Annotated in this window: 13 protein-coding genes; 7 read left to right on the top strand and 6 right to left on the bottom strand. The window is 54.2% G+C overall.

Annotation, left to right across the window (positions count from 1 at the left end; translation table 11 throughout):
- Positions 1-14: 14 nt before the first annotated feature.
- From ACIDEJ_RS08320 to ACIDEJ_RS08300, 5 genes are all read right to left on the bottom strand, one after another.
- Entirely contained in the window at positions 15-941 is a 927-nt protein-coding gene (locus ACIDEJ_RS08320; protein WP_411987617.1) for a DnaJ C-terminal domain-containing protein, read from the bottom strand.
- A gap of 327 nt (positions 942-1,268) precedes the next feature.
- Positions 1,269-1,859 carry a class I SAM-dependent methyltransferase gene (locus ACIDEJ_RS08315; protein WP_411987616.1) on the bottom strand — a complete coding sequence of 197 codons (591 nt, stop codon included), beginning with the start codon at positions 1,857-1,859 and terminating at the stop codon, positions 1,269-1,271.
- A 96-nt stretch (positions 1,860-1,955) separates the two neighbouring features.
- The gene (acuI, locus tag ACIDEJ_RS08310) at positions 1,956-2,939 is read right to left on the bottom strand and encodes an acrylyl-CoA reductase (NADPH) (protein ID WP_411987615.1); all 984 of its coding nucleotides are present in this window, start codon (positions 2,937-2,939) and stop codon (positions 1,956-1,958) included.
- Between the two features lie 271 nt (positions 2,940-3,210).
- A complete protein-coding gene (poxB, locus tag ACIDEJ_RS08305) occupies positions 3,211-4,935 on the bottom strand; it encodes a ubiquinone-dependent pyruvate dehydrogenase (RefSeq protein ID WP_411987614.1) in 1,725 nt (574 codons plus the stop codon).
- 257 nt (positions 4,936-5,192) lie between these two features.
- Complete coding sequence (locus ACIDEJ_RS08300; RefSeq protein ID WP_411987613.1) at positions 5,193-5,807, bottom strand: YitT family protein; 615 nt, start codon at positions 5,805-5,807, stop codon at positions 5,193-5,195.
- A gap of 489 nt (positions 5,808-6,296) precedes the next feature.
- Between ACIDEJ_RS08300 and ACIDEJ_RS08295 the strand changes: the two genes are divergently transcribed.
- The 3 genes from ACIDEJ_RS08295 to ACIDEJ_RS08285 all read left to right on the top strand — a co-directional run bounded on the left by ACIDEJ_RS08295 (position 6,297) and on the right by ACIDEJ_RS08285 (position 10,252).
- A complete protein-coding gene (locus ACIDEJ_RS08295; RefSeq protein WP_411987612.1) occupies positions 6,297-7,820 on the top strand; it encodes an alkaline phosphatase in 1,524 nt (507 codons plus the stop codon).
- A gap of 16 nt (positions 7,821-7,836) precedes the next feature.
- On the top strand, positions 7,837-9,465 hold the full coding sequence (locus ACIDEJ_RS08290; RefSeq protein ID WP_411987611.1) for an alkaline phosphatase: 1,629 nt from the start codon (positions 7,837-7,839) through the stop codon (positions 9,463-9,465).
- A gap of 76 nt (positions 9,466-9,541) precedes the next feature.
- Entirely contained in the window at positions 9,542-10,252 is a 711-nt protein-coding gene (locus ACIDEJ_RS08285; protein WP_411987610.1) for a hypothetical protein, read from the top strand.
- Positions 10,253-10,502: 250 nt separating this feature from the next.
- On the opposite strand, the gene ACIDEJ_RS08280 is transcribed toward ACIDEJ_RS08285, so the two are convergent.
- Entirely contained in the window at positions 10,503-13,595 is a 3,093-nt protein-coding gene (locus ACIDEJ_RS08280) for a bifunctional diguanylate cyclase/phosphodiesterase (protein WP_411987609.1), read from the bottom strand.
- Positions 13,596-14,057: 462 nt separating this feature from the next.
- On the opposite strand from ACIDEJ_RS08280, the gene ACIDEJ_RS08275 reads away from it, so the two are divergent.
- From ACIDEJ_RS08275 to ACIDEJ_RS08260, 4 genes are read left to right on the top strand one after another with little or no spacing between them, the layout of a single operon-like run.
- Positions 14,058-15,086 carry an ABC transporter substrate-binding protein gene (locus ACIDEJ_RS08275; protein WP_411987608.1) on the top strand — a complete coding sequence of 343 codons (1,029 nt, stop codon included), beginning with the start codon at positions 14,058-14,060 and terminating at the stop codon, positions 15,084-15,086.
- A complete protein-coding gene (locus ACIDEJ_RS08270) occupies positions 15,083-16,072 on the top strand; it encodes a FecCD family ABC transporter permease (RefSeq protein WP_411987607.1) in 990 nt (329 codons plus the stop codon). The genes ACIDEJ_RS08275 and ACIDEJ_RS08270 overlap by 4 nt, the downstream gene beginning before the upstream one ends.
- The gene (locus tag ACIDEJ_RS08265; RefSeq protein ID WP_411987606.1) at positions 16,069-16,821 is read left to right on the top strand and encodes an ABC transporter ATP-binding protein; all 753 of its coding nucleotides are present in this window, start codon (positions 16,069-16,071) and stop codon (positions 16,819-16,821) included. Before ACIDEJ_RS08270 ends, ACIDEJ_RS08265 begins: the two co-directional genes overlap by 4 nt.
- A 20-nt stretch (positions 16,822-16,841) precedes the next feature.
- Positions 16,842-17,651, top strand: a complete 810-nt coding sequence (locus ACIDEJ_RS08260) for a class I SAM-dependent methyltransferase (RefSeq protein WP_411987605.1) — start codon at positions 16,842-16,844, stop codon at positions 17,649-17,651.
- Positions 17,652-17,708: the final 57 nt, after the last annotated feature.

The raw sequence follows: 17,708 nt of genomic DNA, 5'->3' as shown, positions 1-17,708 counted from the left end.
CAGCAGTTCCTTACTCATGCCCTGCCTCCCCAATTTGCCCGAGGATCAAAGTTCACCGCATCCCTGAATGCGGCATAAGCCTGTTTGGCCCCGTCGCTATGGGCAGCAGGCAGTGTCACATTCAGCTCCACATACAAATCGCCAGCCTGCTTGCCCGGAATGCCCTTGCCTTTAAGCCGCAAACGCCGGCCATTGGCTGAATTGGCAGGAATTTTCAAATCAATGCTGCCTTGAGGAAGAGGCACTGTCACCGTGGTGCCCAATGCGGCTTCCCACGGGGCTACCGGCACTGACAGGTACACGTCTCGGCCCTCTACCCGGTACAGGGGATGGGGCCGGAATGCCACTTCCAGCAACAGGTCGCCATTGGCACCGCCGCCCATTCCCGGCCCCCCTTGCCCGCCCAAACGGATATGTTGCCCGGGCACCACGCCTTTGGGAATGCGCACATTCAGGGTTCGCCCGGCATTGCGGCCATCCCCCCCAAGCGTAATGGTGCGGGTGGTGCCGCGGTAGCTGTCTTCCAAATCAATCTGGATGCGGGCACGAATGTCTTCGCCGGGAAACTCGAACTGCGCCCGGGAATGTCGACCGCCTTGGGTGTTTGCCCGCCCACCGAACATTGACTGGAAAATGTCATCGAAATCGAAACCGGCGCCACTATTGCCGTTTCCCTGGTACTGGTAATGACCGCCGCCCTGGGATTGAGCCTGCTGCGCCGCCTGCCAATCGGCACCGTATTGATCATAAGCTGCCCGTTTCTGGGCATCATGAAGCACGTCGTAGGCTTCTTTTACTTCCTTGAAACGTGCCTCGGCATCGGTTTCTTTACTGACATCCGGGTGATATTTACGGGCAAGGCGATGATACGCCCGTTTGATATCTTTCTCTGAGGCATCCCGGGAGCCCCCCAAAATCTGGTAATAATCTTTGAATGCCATAATGCTCCAAGCCTGTATGAAGTGAACACTTCAGTCATCGTGAAGACTGGTGGTAACACTTATACATTTGGGCATTATTTACACATTTTCAAGGGGGGATTTGCGCAAACGCATTAACGATGGCCGATTTTGCACACAGGCACATGATTATCTAGCAAAAAAATAAATTACTTTTGTAACAACAACTTAAAAAAACATGAAGCCAATTTGAAAACAGGGCAAGGATAAGGCCATCCAACAGGATGGCGTGCCAGGCACGCCTCCCCATGACGTGCAACCATGACTGGAAACAATGACCGAAGCCGAGCCCGGCCCACAGCAAACGGATTAACGCGGTTTTTGCGCCAAAAGCTGCAAAACGGCCCCCATGCCAGTGTGCTTTATCCCTTCAATCACTGGCCGCTGCAACGCCTTGAGGTGTAAAAAGCGCAAGGGCGACAATTCAGCCGCCACTTCATCCTTGTCCAGCAGCATGGCGATGGCTTTGGGACCACCGGTTGCCAATTGCAATTGCTCGGGCGTGTATCCTTCCAGCAGGAACATGCCACCTGGGGTCAGCGCCTGGCACACCTGTTGGTGCACCTGTTGTCGCAATCCGGCGGGCAAATGGCAAAAGATGGACACAATGGCATCCCACCGGTTATCCCCCAGAGAAAAATCCGCCAGATCGGCCTGAATGTACTCCACCATGACCCCGTGTCTAGCCGCCAGCCGTTTGGCTTTGGCAATGCCCACGGATGAGAGGTCCACCGCCGTGACCTGATACTCCTGCTGCGCGAGATAAACCGAATTACGCCCTTCACCATCCCCAAGACATAACACCCGCCCCTTGGGGAGTTGCGGGGCATATGCCTGTAAAAATTCGTTGGGGGTACTGCCATAGACATAATCTTCCGCGCTGTAGAGTTTGTCCCACATGTTGCTTTCCTGCTGCTGCAAAATAGTGGGGCCCCTATCAAGGCCCCTTTATGAAATCACGCTAATTTAGCACAAGCAGGCTTGATGCGTCATGCCTCAGCGGTTCACATCCACCAGCAAGCGTCCTTGCACATTGCCTGCCAGTAAATCTTCTGCCGCGGCCGGCGCTTCGCTCAGGCGGATTTCAGCGATATGCCGGGTTAATACCGATGCGGGCAACCAGCGGGACAGCGCTTGCCAGGCGGCAATTCGCTGGGCCTTGGGGCGCGTGACACTGTTGATCCCCAGCAAGCTCACGCCCCGCAGGATAAATGGCGCCACGGTTACCGGAAAATCCATGCCCTGGGCCAAACCGCAGGCAGCCACCACACCGTCAGCTTTGGTCCCGGCGCAGGCATTGGCCAAGGTGTGGCTGCCTACCGAGTCCAGCACGCCAGCCCAGCGCTCTTTTGCCAAGGGTTTTCCCGGTTGGTTGAGCGCCTGACGGTCAATCACGGCACCAGCGCCCAGCGCTTTAAGTGATTCGGCCAATTCGGGCCGACCGGTAGCGGCAACCACCGAGTATCCTTTGGCCGCCAGCAAGGCCACGGCAAAACTGCCCACCCCGCCATTGGCGCCGGTAACAAGCACTTCCCCTTGGGCGGGCGTCAGCCCCTGTTGCTCCAGCGCCATGATCCCCAGCATGGCGGTATAACCGGCGGTGCCGATTGCCATGGCCTCGCGGCTGGTAAAGGCTGTGGGCAGCGGGATCAGCCAATCCCCGTCAAGACGGGCAAATTGCGCCAATCCGCCCCAGTGGTTTTCACCAACGCCCCAGCCGTTGAGCAGTACCTTGTCACCTGCCTGATAATCCGGATGTTGGCTGTCCACCACCGTACCGGCCAGGTCAATGCCCGGCACCAACGGAAACTGGCGCACCACCGGCCCCTTGCCGGTAATGGCCAGTGCATCTTTATAATTGAGGGTGCTGTAATCCACCTGTACCAGTACATTTCCCGCTGGCAGCTGTGCCGTGGCAATTTGTTGCAGCTCGCAGCGATACCCCAGCACATCTTTATTGATCATCAACGCATTGAACATGGTTTTTCCCTTTTTCATCCCGTTGGCGCCAAGCATACAAGAGAGGCTTGCAACAGGTGAAGCGCTACAAGGAGAACGATGGATAAGCACGCGAAAAAGATGACCCGGGTCATCTTTGTGCCAATGCCCTGCCCACTTATTCCATGATGTTGGGGGAATGCCGGGCAATATGCCCGCCAGATGGCAAGCAAGAGCCTTTGGGAAAGGAAACGCCGGTTGCTGCAACACCTGAATGCCCCAGTAACCGGCAAGAGAGAAATGGCCGCGCCAACTAACGCAGCCAGTTGGTTTTACTCAGCTCCACAATTTCATCGCCCCGACCATTGATGATGGCTTTCATCATGTAAAGGCTGAAGCCCTTGGCATGCTCAAACTTGATTTGTGGCGGCATGGCCAGTTCCTGTTTGGCGGTATCCACCTCCAGCACTACCGGTCCTTCATCATCAAAGGCATCTTCTAACGCCTGGGGCAAGGCCTTGGGATCGCTCACGTGTATGCCCCGAATGCCGCACGCTTCGGCAATGGCCGCAAAGCTGGGATTTTGCAAATCGGTATCATCCGACAGATAACCACCGGCTTTCATCTCCATGGCCACAAACCCCAAGGAGCGGTTGTTGAACACCACGATTTTCAGCGGAAGCTTTAACTGCTTGAGGGACAGCAAATCGCCCATCAGCATGGAAAACCCGCCATCACCGCACATGGCCACCACCTGACGCTGGCGGTTTTCGGCTTGGGCCCCCATGCCCTGGGCCAACGCATTGGCCATGGAGCCGTGGTTAAACGATCCCAGTAACCGGCGTTTGCCGTTCATTTGCAGGTAACGGGCGGCCCATACGGTGGGCGTGCCCACATCGGCGGTAAAAATCGCATCGTCCGCGGCATGTTCACTGACAAGCCTTGCCAGATACTGGGGGTGAATGAGTTGCCGGGCGGTTTTACCGCTGGCCAGCGCATCCAAATCCTGACGGGCTCCCTGGTAATTTTTCAAACACTGCTCCAGATGATGCCGAGAAGGGTTCTGTTCCAGCAACGGCAGCAGCGCGGTGAGGGTATTGCGCACATCCCCCAGCAACCCGAAGTCAATCTGGCAATGGCGCCCCAAAGATGCGGGGCAATTATCTATCTGATAAATGTTGGCCTTGTCGGGATAAAACGCCCGGTAGGGGAAACTGCTGCCCAGCACCAACACCGTATCGGCCTGCCCCATGGCATGGTAGCCCGATGCAAAACCAATCAGCCCGGTCATGCCTACATCATAGGGATTGTCATACTCAAGGTATTCCTTGCCCCGCAGTGCATGCACCACCGGCGCCTGCAACTTGGCGGCCAGCGCTACCACTTCATCATGGGCACCGGCGCAACCGGCACCGCACAGCAGGGTGATTTTACCCCCATGGTTAAGTTTTTGCGCCAGTGTTTCAATATCCGCCGCAGCCGGGGTATAGCTTGCCGCTTTTGGCATGTTCCATTTGGGTATCACCCCTTCCGGCATGGGCTTTAAGGCCACATCCCCCGGCAGTACCAGTACCGCAACGTCCCGGTGCAAAATGGCCTGGCGCATGGCGGTTTCCAGCAAATACGGCATCTGTTCCGGATTAGACACCAGTTCACAAAATACGCTGCACTCTTTAAAGAGCTCCTGCGGGTGGGTTTCCTGGAAATAATTGGTGCCGATTTCGGCAGAGGGAATATGGGCGGCAATGGCCAGTACCGGCACCCGATTGCGATGGCAATCAAACAATCCATTGATTAAATGCATATTACCCGGGCCACAAGAACCGGCACAGACGGATAGCTCACCAGAGACGCTGGCCTCGGCACCTGCGGCAAATGCAGCGGTTTCTTCATGGCGGGTACCGAGCCACTCAATGGTACCGAGTTTGCGCAAGCTATCACTAATCCCATTGAGGGAGTCACCGGTCACCCCCCACATGCGTTTAACGCCAGCTTTACTCAGGGTGTCGGCAATGAAATATGCAATACTTTGCCCCATAACAATACACTCCACTATTACATGCCAATAATGTTAGTTTTTTAAACTAACTTATTGTTAACATTTAGATGAATAAGTTGATTTTGCTCTTTATGCACGTATCATCCCCTCTTAAAAAAGTGTGCGCAAGATCAAATTTATTCTCTGGTTAGGGCAAGTTTTTATATGGTTATAGCAATTAATTCTATTTAGGCATAAAAAAAGCCCTTCAAATGAAGGGCCGGAATGAACTTCTCAGGGATTGAGAAACTCAGGGTTCACAACGCGCTGTAACGACCAGGCTTATGGTTTGCCGCCAGCACAAAATTGGTGACCACGGCGCCAAACACTGACAGTGCCAGCAGCCATGGGCTAATAATAAAGAAAGAAGCAATCACAATGATGGCATCCAGTACCATCTGAAACTTGCCCGCCCGGATGTTAAATCTGTCCTGCAAATACAGGGCCAGAATATTAAAACCCCCGAGACTGGATTTATGGCGGAACATGATCAACATGCCCATTCCCAGCAACAAACCGCCAATAATGGGGGCATACAACAGATTCACTTTGGAAAATGTCAGTAGCCAGGCCATGTTGTCACTCATGACCGACACCACCAAAATGGAAACAATGGTTTTTAAGGTAAAAGCCTTTCCCATTCTTTTCCAAGCCAGCCAGAAAAACGGTACGTTAAGCAATACAAACCATTGGCCGAAGGTTAACGGGCTAAGGTAAGTCAGCAATAACGATAATCCTGCAGTACCACCGGTGAGCAAACCGGCTTCACGTAAAAAGAAAACGCCCAGCGATACAAAACAGCTGCCGATGAAGATGGCAGAAATGTCCTCTAACAAGGAATGCCCTTGTTTTTGGGTTGTAACAGTTCCCATGAAACACCAATTATTATAATGATTAATTTTGCATCAAATATGCAATTTTACTCACCACCACGCTTAAAAAATTGACCACTGAAGAATGTTGTCAGCGGAGTGTGGCGGCCTATCGGTCATAGCCCATTTACGAGCCCATCACCTCATTCAAGGGTTCGTATTTGAGAACAATGCTTACAACAAGTCAACTTTTTTTCATTTCACCCCCCGTTATTGCTTGGATTTAATTGTAAACAATACCTGCCAGCTAACATTTTTTAATCGTTTAAAAAAAGTTTCACACGACAAGCTTGCATTATCAGTCCGCACCGGCAGCCCCCGCCTGACATGGTTATTCACTTTTTACTTAACCTGCATAAGAAAGAAGCGTTTTATCCAAAAAATATTTAACCTGACAGCAACATTACTGTCATTCACCCCTCGCAGAATCGGCGCTGACCGGCAGATGACCGGCACAAAATCACAATAGGAAATAACGCGAGGATAGCAATGAAAACCCTACCCCAGGTTCTGGCCGTACTGACCACGGCTGTAGCAACCGCGTTGGCAAGTCATGCGGTACATGCCGATGTGTTACCCGCATCACAAACCCAGAGTAACTGGTTTACTGCAGGCGCTGATGCCGTAGCGGCCAAAGTGGCACAGGCCCGCAACACCGGTACAGCAAAAAACATCATTTTCTTTGTGGGCGATGGCATGGGGGTATCCACCCTGACTGCCGCCCGCATCTATCAGGGACAGAAAGCCAACAAGGGCGGTGAAGAAAATCGCCTCAGCTTTGAAAATTTCCCTTACAGCGCGCTGTCAAAAACCTATTCTGTCAACCAGCAGACGCCGGATTCCGCCCCCACCATGACCGCCATGATCACCGGGGTTAAAACCGAAGACGGCATGTTGTCCGTCTCTGCCGAAACCATTCGTGGCAACTGCCTGTCCAGTAAAGGCAACGAGCTGAAAACCACACTGGAACTGGCCGAAGATTTAGGCAAGTCCACCGGTATCATCTCCACCGCCCGCATCACCCATGCAACGCCGGCGGCTACCTATGCCCACTCACCAGAGCGTAACTGGGAAGCGGACAGCAATCTGTCTGCCGAAGCCAAAGCCAACGGTTGCCATGATATTGCATATCAGCTGGTAATGGATGCCCCGGGTAACGGGCTGGAAGTGGCGCTGGGTGGCGGTCGCAGTTATTTTCTGCCCAACACCGTCACCGATGGCGAGGGTGCCAAGGGTCGCCGTGCCGATGGTAACGATCTGACCAGCGCCTGGACTGAAAAATTCAGCAACTCAGCCTATGTGTGGAACAAGACAGCATTTGATGCGGTTGACAGCAGCAGTACCGACCACCTGCTGGGATTGTTTGAAGCCTCACACATGCAGTATGAAGCTGACCGTGCGGATGATCAGGGCGGCGAGCCTTCTCTGGCAGAAATGACCAGCAAAGCCATTGATGTACTGAAGAAAAATGACAAGGGTTACTTCCTGATGGTGGAAGCTGGCCGTATCGACCATGCCCACCACGCCGGCAATGCCGCCCGGGCACTGGAAGATACCGTTGCCCTGTCTGACGCCGTGCAAGCCGCCATGGATAAAGTGGATTTGAACGATACGCTGATTATCGTGTCCGCCGACCACAGCCACACCTTCACCATCGCCGGCTACCCTGCCCGCGGCAACCCCATTCTGGGACTGGTGCATGAGCCGGAAGATAACCAAATCAGCGCCACCCCCACACTGGCAGATGACGGCATGCCATACACCACGCTGGGTTATACCAACGGCCCGGGCGCCAAGAACGGCCCACGTGAAGATTTGAGCGCCGTGAACACCCAGGATGTGGAATTCCTGCAGCAAGCCCAGGTACCGCTGAGCAGCGAAACCCATGCCGCCGAAGACGTGGCCATTTATGCCGCTGGGCCTGGCGCCTGGCTGTTCCAGGGTAACGTTGAACAGAACGTAATATTCCATGTCATGAACCAGGCCGGCGCCCTGGGCGGCAGCAAGTACTGATTTGAAGGATGCAAAGATGAAATTGAAAACGATTGTACTGGCCATGATGACCATGTCGGCCCTGACGCTGGCAGGTTGCGGTAACGATGGCGACAAAGGCGATGTGGGTGCTACCGGTCTTGCGGGCAATGATGGCAGCAATGGTCAGGACGGCAGCAACGGCCACGATTACACCGCCGCCAACCAGTGGTTTCAGGACGGACAGGCCACCGTTGCCAAAGCCGGTGAAAACAGCGTGAGCGATCCTGCCGGTAAAGCCAAAAATGTCATTTTGTTTGTCGGTGACGGCATGGGGATTTCCACCCTGACCGCCGCCCGCATCTATCAGGGGCAGCAACAGGGCCGCAGCGGTGAAGAAAACCGCCTGAGCTTTGAAACCTTCCCTTACTCCGGTTTGGTCAAAACCTATTCTGCCAACCAGCAGACGCCGGATTCCGCCCCCACCATGACCGCCATGGTCACCGGGGTGAAAACCAAAGACGGCATTGTGTCGGTGTCAGATCAGTCCGTACGCGGCCAGTGTAACAGCAGTGCCGGTCATGAAGTGAGAACGGCGCTGGAGCTGGCGGAAATTGCCGGCATGAGCACCGGGATTATCTCCACCGCCCGTCTGACCCACGCCACCCCGGCGGCCACCTATGCCCACTCCGTAGAGCGTAACTGGGAAGCGGACAGCAATATGTCACAGGATGCTCTGGATGCGGGCTGCAAGGACATTGCCTCACAACTGCTGGACTTCCCTTTCGGCGATGGCCCGGAAGTTGCCATGGGTGGCGGCCGCACCTACTTCATGCCAAACACCGCGACCGAGCCGGAATATGGCAATAACGGTCGCCGCAAGGATGGCCGGGATCTGACTGCGGAATGGACCAGCAAATACAGCGATGGCGCCTACGTCTGGAACCGTGAGCAGTTCATGAGCGTAGATACCAGTAACGTGAAGCATCTGCTTGGCCTGTTTGAAAACAGCCACATGCAGTACGAAGCTGACCGTGCGGATGACGGCGCCGGTGAGCCATCACTGGCAGAAATGACCAGCCGTGCACTGGACATGCTCAAGCGTAATGACAAAGGTTACTTCCTGATGGTGGAAGGTGGCCGTATTGACCATGCCCACCATGCCGGTAATGCCGCCCGTGCGCTGGAAGATACCGTAGCGTTGTCGGATGCCGTACGCGTGGCGATGGAAAAAGCCGACAAGGACACCCTCATTCTGGTCACCGCTGATCACAGCCATGTGTTCACCATTGCCGGTTATCCGGTACGCGGCAACCCCATCCTCGGCCTGGTTCGCGGTGTGAACGAAAGCGGCGAGCCTGCCACCACCTACAGCACCGACAGCAACGGCATGCCATATACCACACTGGGTTATGCCAATGGCCAGGGCTTTGGGGTCGGGGGTGAAAACGTCTCTCAAGGGGATTACCGTCCGGATCTTAACCTGTACGATGTCGCCAGTGTGAATTTCTATCAGGAAGCCACCGTGCCATTGGGCAGTGAAACCCATGCCGGTGAAGATGTAGCGGTATATGCCAAAGGCCCCGGTGCCCAGTTGGTTACAGGTTCAGTGGAGCAAAACATGCTGTTCCACGTCATGAACTATGCCGCCAACCTGGTAGGCCGTGCCGAAGCCACCCAAAACTAACATGTTCCCCTTAAGGAACAGCTGCCATGGCAGCTGTTCCTTGATTTTAAGCGTCACGCTTTTTTGGAGTCATCCTATGAAGTTCCTTTCAACGCTGCTGTTATTGTTCCCGCTGGCAGCAACTGCCGGTGAATTTTGCCCGTCTGCATCCCCCGCTGATGCCTGGGGCGTCCAATACCAACTCAGTGGCGACAAGCAGGGCACATTATTGCTACTGCGCCAACAGCAACAAACCGCTTTTTACAACCCGGATAACCAGATTTCTGAATGGTGGAAATTTGACAACCCGTCCCATCCCCAATTCAGCCGCATTTTTGGTCAGGCCCAGCGCCGCATTGACTACTACAGCGGCGACTTGCGCACCTTGGGCGTTAAGGTTTCCCAAGAAGGGATTAAGAGTTTTTCTGCCAATCATCTGCGACAGGTGCTGACAAAAGTGCCCCAAGACACCTGTGCCCATGCCCAGGCCTACGAAGGGCAATACCAGCAGGTGCATTATCGGTTGCTGTGGAGCAACACATTGAATATCCCGCTGCTGTTACAAACCGAGGTTAACGGCAAAACCAACCGTTGGCAGGCACAGCAATTTGTCGACAACGGCCAGGTACATAGCCTGTTCCAGCAATGGCAAGCGTATCAGCGCACCGATTTTGCCGATGTGGGCGATAACGAACAAGACCCGTTCCTCGCCAAGATGATTAATCAGGGATTTGTGGAGCACAGCGAACACGCCGTTTACGACAGCCACGGCCATCCGCTGAGCAATCATGGCAGTCACAGCCATTAATCCAGCCTGACACACACCCCTACAGTCAATTGCAAAAGGTGAAGCATAACAGGTGCCGGGCAACATGCCTGGTGCCGGTTGTGCTCACCTGCCCCTTTTGCCCCCGGCGAATCGGCATAAACCATCAATGTCAGTTACCCGCGAAAATGATTGATGCAAATCATCTGCGAAAGTCATCTGCGTAAGCCATCAGGGCAGATAATCAGCCGCGATTTTTTCAGCCTACTTGGCAGACATTCGCCCTTGCATATCAAGAGTGCAGGTAACGCCGACTAAACTCCCCGGCGGGAATGGGTTTGGAGAACAGATAGCCCTGATAGTAGTCACAATGCAGATTGCGCAGATAGCTCTTTTCATCCAGGGTTTCAATCCCTTCCGCCACGGTTTTAAGCCCCATGGTGATACTCAAAGACACAATGGCATTCACAATGCCCTGCTTTTTGCGGTTATGGGTGATGTCACTGACAAAAGCTTTATCAATTTTCAGTGTATCGATAGGGAAATCATAGAGATAGGCGAGACTGGAATAACCGGTGCCAAAATCGTCAATGGAGATGCTCACCCCCACCTGTTTTAGCAGCCGCAGCGCATTGACCGTGTAATCCAAATCCCCCATGGCCACCCGCTCGGTCACTTCCAGATCCAGTAAGGCGGCAGGTACCTGATAGCGATTTAGCAGATACTTGACCTCTTCAACAAACTGGGGCCGCTGGAACATGGGCAACGACAGGTTAATGGCAATGGGCACGGGCTTAATCCCCTGCTTTATCCAGTCACTGAGCTGCCTGATGGCGGCCTCCAGCACCCAGCGGTCTATCATCACAATCTGGCCGGACTCTTCCGCCAGCGGAATGAAATGCCCCGGTGCCAACTCGCCCCGCTGGGGATGGTACCAGCGTACCAACGCTTCGGCGCCAATCAGTGCATCATCCTGAATATTCACCTTGGGCTGGAAATGCAGGCACAATTCGCTGTTGTCGATGGCCAGGGCCAGGTCGTGTTTCAGATTGAGTTTTTCCAGCGCATTGGTTTGCATGTCGGCGGAGAAAAAGGCATAAGTGCCGCGCCCGGCCCCTTTGGCCCGATACATGGCCGCATCGGCGCTGCCCACCAGCTGGTCAATGGTTTCTCCGTCAGAAGGTGAAATGGCAATCCCGATACTGCAGCCTATGTTGATCACTTTATCATCAATGGTCAGGGTTCTGCTGGCGGCGCTTATCAGTGACTGAGCCAGCTCGATGGTGCCCACACTGTCGTGGGGCGACAGCAGTAAAAACTCATCGCCACTGAACCGAAACAGCATGCCGTCCACCGGTACCTGCTTTTGCAGCCGCCCGGCCACCATTTTCAGCACTTCGTCACCGAACTGATGCCCCATGGCATCGTTCACATGCTTGAAATCATCCAGGTCAATAAACATGACCGCCCATGCACGCCGCTGTTTTTCCGCCTGATTATTCAGCTTGAAAAACACCTCATTGAGCTTGTTGCGGTTGGGTAATCCGGTCAGGGTGTCAAAATTCACCAGATGGCGGACATATTCTTCCACCTGCTGCTGGCGGGTCACATCCTCCATCACCGCAATGAAATGCTTGATTTTGCCCCCCCTGTCGGTCACGGTGGAAATGGTGCCGCGCTGGATATAGGTCTCGCCATTTTTGCGCTTGTTACAAAACTCACCGGACCAGCAGCCCTTATCCAGCAGGGTTTGCCACATGTTATGGTAAAATTCCGGCGACTGCTTACAGGACTTTAAAATTCGCGGATTCTGCCCCACGGCTTCTGCTGCGCTATAGCCGGTAATCCGGCTAAAAGAGGGATTCACATTGATGATGTTTCCCTTAGGATCGGTGATGACAATGGCTTCCTGGCTGTATTCAAACGCCTCGTAACCCAACTGCAATTTGATGTGATCATCCAGCGAGGTCAGCGTGGTGCTGATGTCCTTGACCAAATCCTCGAACAACCGCTGCATGTCGCCGTCAAACACAAAGCCCTTGGCATCAAATACGGTCAACACCGCATGGATGTAACCCGAGCGGTAAATGGGAAATGAGGCCACCGTATCGTAATGGCAATGCCGTCCGCAGCCAGAGCTGCAGCCGCCTTGGGATAACATGCCAAAACCGCCACTTTCCAAAAGCCGCTCTGGCGGGACAGGAAAAGTGCCACCACTGTGGCCACAGGCATATTCCGGGTAGCGATAATGCCAAGCAATGGCGCATTCTCCTGATTTGTCACCACGAGATTCATGAGATTCGAATACCGTGATGCAGCTTTGCGCCATGCCGATGTCTTCCGTGATGATGCGACAGACTTTGCTGAAAATCTCTTGCTCGGTGTTATCAACATTCACCAGATTCTGGTTAACGCTGTTGAGTTTTTCAAACATCTGCCGCCCACGGCGGTTTTTGTTGAAGCCCACCACCTTTTCATTAATCAGCACGCACACGGTCAATTTGACGCCAAACACCACAAAAATGAAAAAAGCCAGCAGGGCATATTCATTAAGGCGTTCATACACGTCCAGGCTGGGATGAGTGACCTGCAATGACCACAAGGCGATAAGCCCCACACTGCACAATACCAGGCTGTTGAATTTGATGGAGAAACTTACCGCATACAGCGCCAGCATAAATACCAGCAGTAACATTTGCAGCGGAATTTTGTGCTCCACCACCGGGAAATGACTGAATGTCCAGCCGGTCACGGCCAACGACAAAATCCAGTACACAATGGCTTTAAAAGGGTCATCCCGCTTGGCAAAACGGTTACGGGGCAGCGCCACGCCATAAATGAACAAGGGCGTGAAAAACAGTGCCGACAGCCCCAGATTGCACAGCCAGCCAAGCCATTTGATGTAGTAATGTTCAACACCGTCCAATGGCAGCAATGCCGGAATGCCGCTTAACAACACAGAAGGAATAAGCGCTCCTATCAGCAGTAATCTCAGCATGCCTTCAAAGCTGGCGAAATCCCGGATCTTCGCCGACAGCAGCTGCAATAACCAAGCCCCCAAAAGCCCTTGAAAAATCACGACGGAAGAAAGGATAACGCCATGGGGCAGCAACTCATCATACAAGGTGATGTTAATAACGATGCTCGTCAGCCACACACCCACAATACAGCCAACATCCGCCCGCCACGACCGGGGGCTGACCAGCCGCAGCGCCAACACCCAGGCACCGGCGGCATCAAGATGCACCAGACAGTCTGTCGATGGAAATAACAATCCCAGAATCGTGGCAATGGCCCCGTAGGCCAGCACCCAGTGCAGGCATGTCGTTTGGTGTGCAGGATGGTTACTGTAGGTTTTCAGCTGCGCCAGCAGTTGGCGGATCATCACCTGTTCCTTTATTACTTGGTTATGGCGTGATGGGATTTACCCGCAGTCAGCCATCAACAATTACTGCCCAATCACATACATAGCGAATGCCATTAATAAATTTGCGATTGCTTATATGTGAATTTCGGCACTAAAGCGGCAGCCTACCATGAGCATTGAACAATCGTTAACGACAAAAATGACGGTTAGCGACCAGTATCAAATTTTTATCAGTTTTCATCTGTAAAACTGCAAAATCGGCCTGTTTCTGGCAATAACTTTCCATGATGCAACATGCCATTTGCCTCACGCTTTTCCGTTTCATGGCAACCAATGTGTCGAAATAACAGCAACCGTTTGCCCCTAATGTCAAATATGTAAGCCAACTCACATCTGCTACCTTGACTCTTGGCATTATTTTCATAGCATACCGCTATATAGAAAAGTATATAACGTTTCCCATCAGGACTAATTGCATTTATGGATGTTACGCGCCGCTTATTGTTACAGGGATTGGCGAGCTGCAGCGCTCTGGCGGCCATGCCCTCGCTGGCTTTGGCAAATACCTCGTTATTGTTGCCATTTGGTCAGTTACCCGCACCTGAACGCATACAGCGGGTGCTGAGTGCCGGCGCCCCGGCAGACATGCTGCTGCTTGCCCTGGCGCCCCACCTGTTGGCCGGACTTTCCAGTTTTGAACTGCATCAAGGCTATCCCTGGTTCAGCAAGGAGATTGGGCAACTGCCCAAATTGGGACGCCTGGCAGGACGCGCCAGCACCCTGACACTGGAGCGGCTGCTGACCTTGAAACCGCAATTGATCCTGGACTGCGGTAATGTGAATGACACCTACCGCTCTGCGGCCAAAAGAACGGTGGCACAAACCAAGATACCTTACCTGCTGGTCAGTGGCCGGCTGTCAGACTCTGCCGCGCAGCTTACCCAAACCGGCACGATACTGGGAGTACGTGACCACGCCGCCATACTGGCCGACATGGCAAGCCAGTGGCTAACCGAAGCCGGCAGTTTTGCCCAAACCCTGGGGCGTAAACTCACCTTTTATACCGCCCGTGGCGCCAAGGGGCTTGAAACTGGGCTGACGGGTTCACTGCATACCGAAGCCATCGAGCTGCTGGGGTTGCACAATGTGGCCGCCAGTGAGGGGCGCCGCGGTCTGGCGCAAGTTTCCATGGAACAATTACTGCTGTGGCAACCGGACATCATCATTGCCCAGGATGAAGTGACCTGGCGCCACATAATGCAAACGCCCCAATGGCAAGGCATTCGCGCAGTAAAACAACAGCAGGTACTTTTGTATCGCCGCTTTCCTTTTGGCTGGCTGGATGCCCCGCCGGGGGTCAATCGCCTATTGGGCATGCGGCGCCTGCAAGCCCATCTGGACAAGCGTTTGCAGGCAGGATTCAAAGCCGACATGCAGCAGTTTTTCCAGTTGTTTTTCCATAGTCATCTCAGTGATAAGCACTATCACGCCTTGGTGCCGCAGATATGAAATGTTTTCCGACCACCCTGTTCATCTCGCTGATGCTACTGAGCTGCATGGTACTGGCCCTGAGCGTGGGGAAATTTCCGCTGGCACTCACCGAAATCGGCCAGCTGCTGGCCCACGGCCACAGCCTGACGGATCCGCGCCAGTCCATTGTGTTCTGGCAAATCCGCATGCCGCGCATGTTGGCAGCACTGATGATTGGCGCCAGTCTGGCAGCGGCAGGCACGGCGTTTCAGGGAATGTTTCGCAATCCGTTGGTATCGCCGGATATTCTGGGCGTTTCCGCCGGGGCGGGCATGGGCGCCAGCATCGCCATTTTGCTGGGGCTGCCCATGTTGTTCATCCAGGGGTTTGCCTTTGCCGGCGGCCTGTTGGTGGTGGGCGCCGTTTGCATGATTGCCCACTTTACCCGGCGACAGGACCCGGTACTGTCACTGGTACTGATAGGCATTGCCGTCGGCACCCTGTGCGGCGCCGTGATCTCCCTGATAAAAGTGCTGGCAGATCCCTACACCGAGTTGCCGTCCATCACATTTTGGCTCCTTGGCGGGCTGAACAGCATTACCCGTGAGGATTTGCAAATTGCCTTGCCGCTGGCGCTGCTGGGGCTGTTGCCATTATGGCTGCTGCGCTGGCGCATGAACCTTTTGAGCCTGCCCGATGAAGAAGCCAGCGCCATGGGCGTTAACGTGCTGCGATTACGGGTCATCCTGATCATCAGTGCCACACTGATGACCGCCAGTGCCGTTTCCATCGCCGGCATCATCGGCTGGGTTGGACTGGTGGTGCCCCATATTTGCCGGATAATCAGTGGTGCCAATAATCAGCGACTGCTGCCCATGTCCATGGCGGTGGGCGCCATCTTGCTGTTGATTACCGATACCATGGCCCGCACCATCAGCAGTGTGGAACTGCCGCTGGGGATCCTCACCGCCATGATTGGCGCGCCCTTCTTCTTGTTATTGCTCATGCGCAGGGAGCGGTTATGACCCTGGTACAATTTGACAAGGCCGCCGTGGGCTACCCCCTGAATCCGGTATTACAGCAGCTGTCATTCAATATTGAACAAGGGGAAGTGTGTTGTCTGCTGGGGGTTAACGGCTGCGGCAAAACCACCCTCATCCGCAGTTTGCTGGGACGGCTGGCATTGCAGGGCGGCAAAATCCTGCTGCAACAACGGCCGTTGCACGCATGGCACCATCACGAGCTGGCCAGATGGATGGCTTATGTGCCCCAGGCCCATGACGGCCCGTTTAACTTCAGCGTACTGGACATGGTGCTGATGGGCTGCAGTGCGCACCTGTCACTGTTTGCGGCGCCCTCAGCCAAAAATAAACACGCTGCCATGGCATTGCTGGACAATCTGGGCATTGCCCATCTGGCAGCCAGGCTCTACCCGTCCCTCAGCGGCGGCGAGCGGCAACTGGTGCTGATTGCCAGGGCGCTGCTGCAACGGCCCCGGTTGCTGGTGATGGATGAACCGGCCGCCAGCCTGGATTTTGGCCACCAGATCACCTTGCTGGAGAAAATCCGCCAATTGAAAAACGCCGGCATGACGGTATTGATGTCCACCCATCATCCCTTGCACGCCCGCGCCATTGCCGACAGGGTGATATTACTGTCAAAACAGGGAGCGCAGCAGGGAAGTGCTGAGGCCATGCTCACAGGACAAAAACTGGCCACACTTTATGATGTACAACCAGCGGATATCAGACACCATCTGGGAATCGATATTTAAGCCTATTAAGGAACCCTTTCATGATACTGGACGAGTTAGACTTTGCCGGACTTTACCGGCAGCAGATGCAACTGGCCGGGCGCACCACCAAAGCGCCGGAACACTGGGATGCCAGAGCCGAAAAAATGGCGCAGGTGTGTGCCAATCCCCAAGACCCTTACCTGCTGCAGCTACAGGCAAAAATCGATCTTGAAGGCGCTGACAGCCTGCTGGACATGGGTTGCGGCCCCGGCTCCGTGTGCCTGAACCTGGCACCGTCATTAGGGCGGGTTTACGGGCTGGACTACAGTAAAGGCATGCTGGATGTGGCTGCACGCAGAGCCCAGCACATGGGACTGGACAATGTCACGCTGGTGAATAAATCCTGGGAAGATGACTGGTCAGAAATCCCCGAGTGCGATCTTGCCGTTGCCTCACGCTCCACACTGGTGGCAGATTTGCGTGCCGCGCTTATCAAGCTCAACAACAAAACCCGCCTGCGGGTTTACACCACCCATACCGTTGCCACCTCTTTTGTGGATGTGAACGTGCAAAAGGCCATTGGCCGCACCGTAGTGGAACTGCCCAACTATATTTTTGCCGTCAACATTCTGTATCAACTGGGAATTAACCCTAAAGTGGATTATATCCGCGGCCCCAACTGCCAGAATAACACCGATACCTTCGAGCAGTTTTCAGAAGCCGTTAACTGGTCACTGGGCACACTGGATGACACCGAAATGCAGCGCCTGTTTGATTACTATCAGCAAAAGCGCCAGCGTGGCGAGGCCATTGTGCCCCCATCCCGCGACTGGGCATTGGTGTACTGGGATAAAACCCGGACGCTGTAACACCGCCAACCGGTGACAGGCTTACTGCACAATGCCGTTGCAGTAAGCCGCCATATG

Origin of the sequence: Shewanella mytili, assembly GCF_046765975.1 — a bacterium.
Taxonomy (GTDB): domain Bacteria; phylum Pseudomonadota; class Gammaproteobacteria; order Enterobacterales; family Shewanellaceae; genus Shewanella; species Shewanella mytili.
The sequence above is the reverse complement of the archived record's forward strand: the minus strand, read 5'-3'. Positions and strand labels throughout refer to the sequence as shown.

What these genes read in the sequence shown, in the direction of transcription:
- ACIDEJ_RS08320 (WP_411987617.1), bottom strand. Translation starts at nt 941, where the DNA reads ATGGCATTCAAAGATTATTACCAGATTTTGGGGGGCTCCCGGGATGCC.
- ACIDEJ_RS08315 (WP_411987616.1), bottom strand. Translation starts at nt 1,859, where the DNA reads ATGTGGGACAAACTCTACAGCGCGGAAGATTATGTCTATGGCAGTACC.
- acuI (WP_411987615.1), bottom strand. Translation starts at nt 2,939, where the DNA reads ATGTTCAATGCGTTGATGATCAATAAAGATGTGCTGGGGTATCGCTGC.
- poxB (WP_411987614.1), bottom strand. Translation starts at nt 4,935, where the DNA reads ATGGGGCAAAGTATTGCATATTTCATTGCCGACACCCTGAGTAAAGCT.
- ACIDEJ_RS08300 (WP_411987613.1), bottom strand. Translation starts at nt 5,807, where the DNA reads ATGGGAACTGTTACAACCCAAAAACAAGGGCATTCCTTGTTAGAGGAC.
- ACIDEJ_RS08295 (WP_411987612.1), top strand. Translation starts at nt 6,297, where the DNA reads ATGAAAACCCTACCCCAGGTTCTGGCCGTACTGACCACGGCTGTAGCA.
- ACIDEJ_RS08290 (WP_411987611.1), top strand. Translation starts at nt 7,837, where the DNA reads ATGAAATTGAAAACGATTGTACTGGCCATGATGACCATGTCGGCCCTG.
- ACIDEJ_RS08285 (WP_411987610.1), top strand. Translation starts at nt 9,542, where the DNA reads ATGAAGTTCCTTTCAACGCTGCTGTTATTGTTCCCGCTGGCAGCAACT.
- ACIDEJ_RS08280 (WP_411987609.1), bottom strand. Translation starts at nt 13,595, where the DNA reads ATGATCCGCCAACTGCTGGCGCAGCTGAAAACCTACAGTAACCATCCT.
- ACIDEJ_RS08275 (WP_411987608.1), top strand. Translation starts at nt 14,058, where the DNA reads ATGGATGTTACGCGCCGCTTATTGTTACAGGGATTGGCGAGCTGCAGC.
- ACIDEJ_RS08270 (WP_411987607.1), top strand. Translation starts at nt 15,083, where the DNA reads ATGAAATGTTTTCCGACCACCCTGTTCATCTCGCTGATGCTACTGAGC.
- ACIDEJ_RS08265 (WP_411987606.1), top strand. Translation starts at nt 16,069, where the DNA reads ATGACCCTGGTACAATTTGACAAGGCCGCCGTGGGCTACCCCCTGAAT.
- ACIDEJ_RS08260 (WP_411987605.1), top strand. Translation starts at nt 16,842, where the DNA reads ATGATACTGGACGAGTTAGACTTTGCCGGACTTTACCGGCAGCAGATG.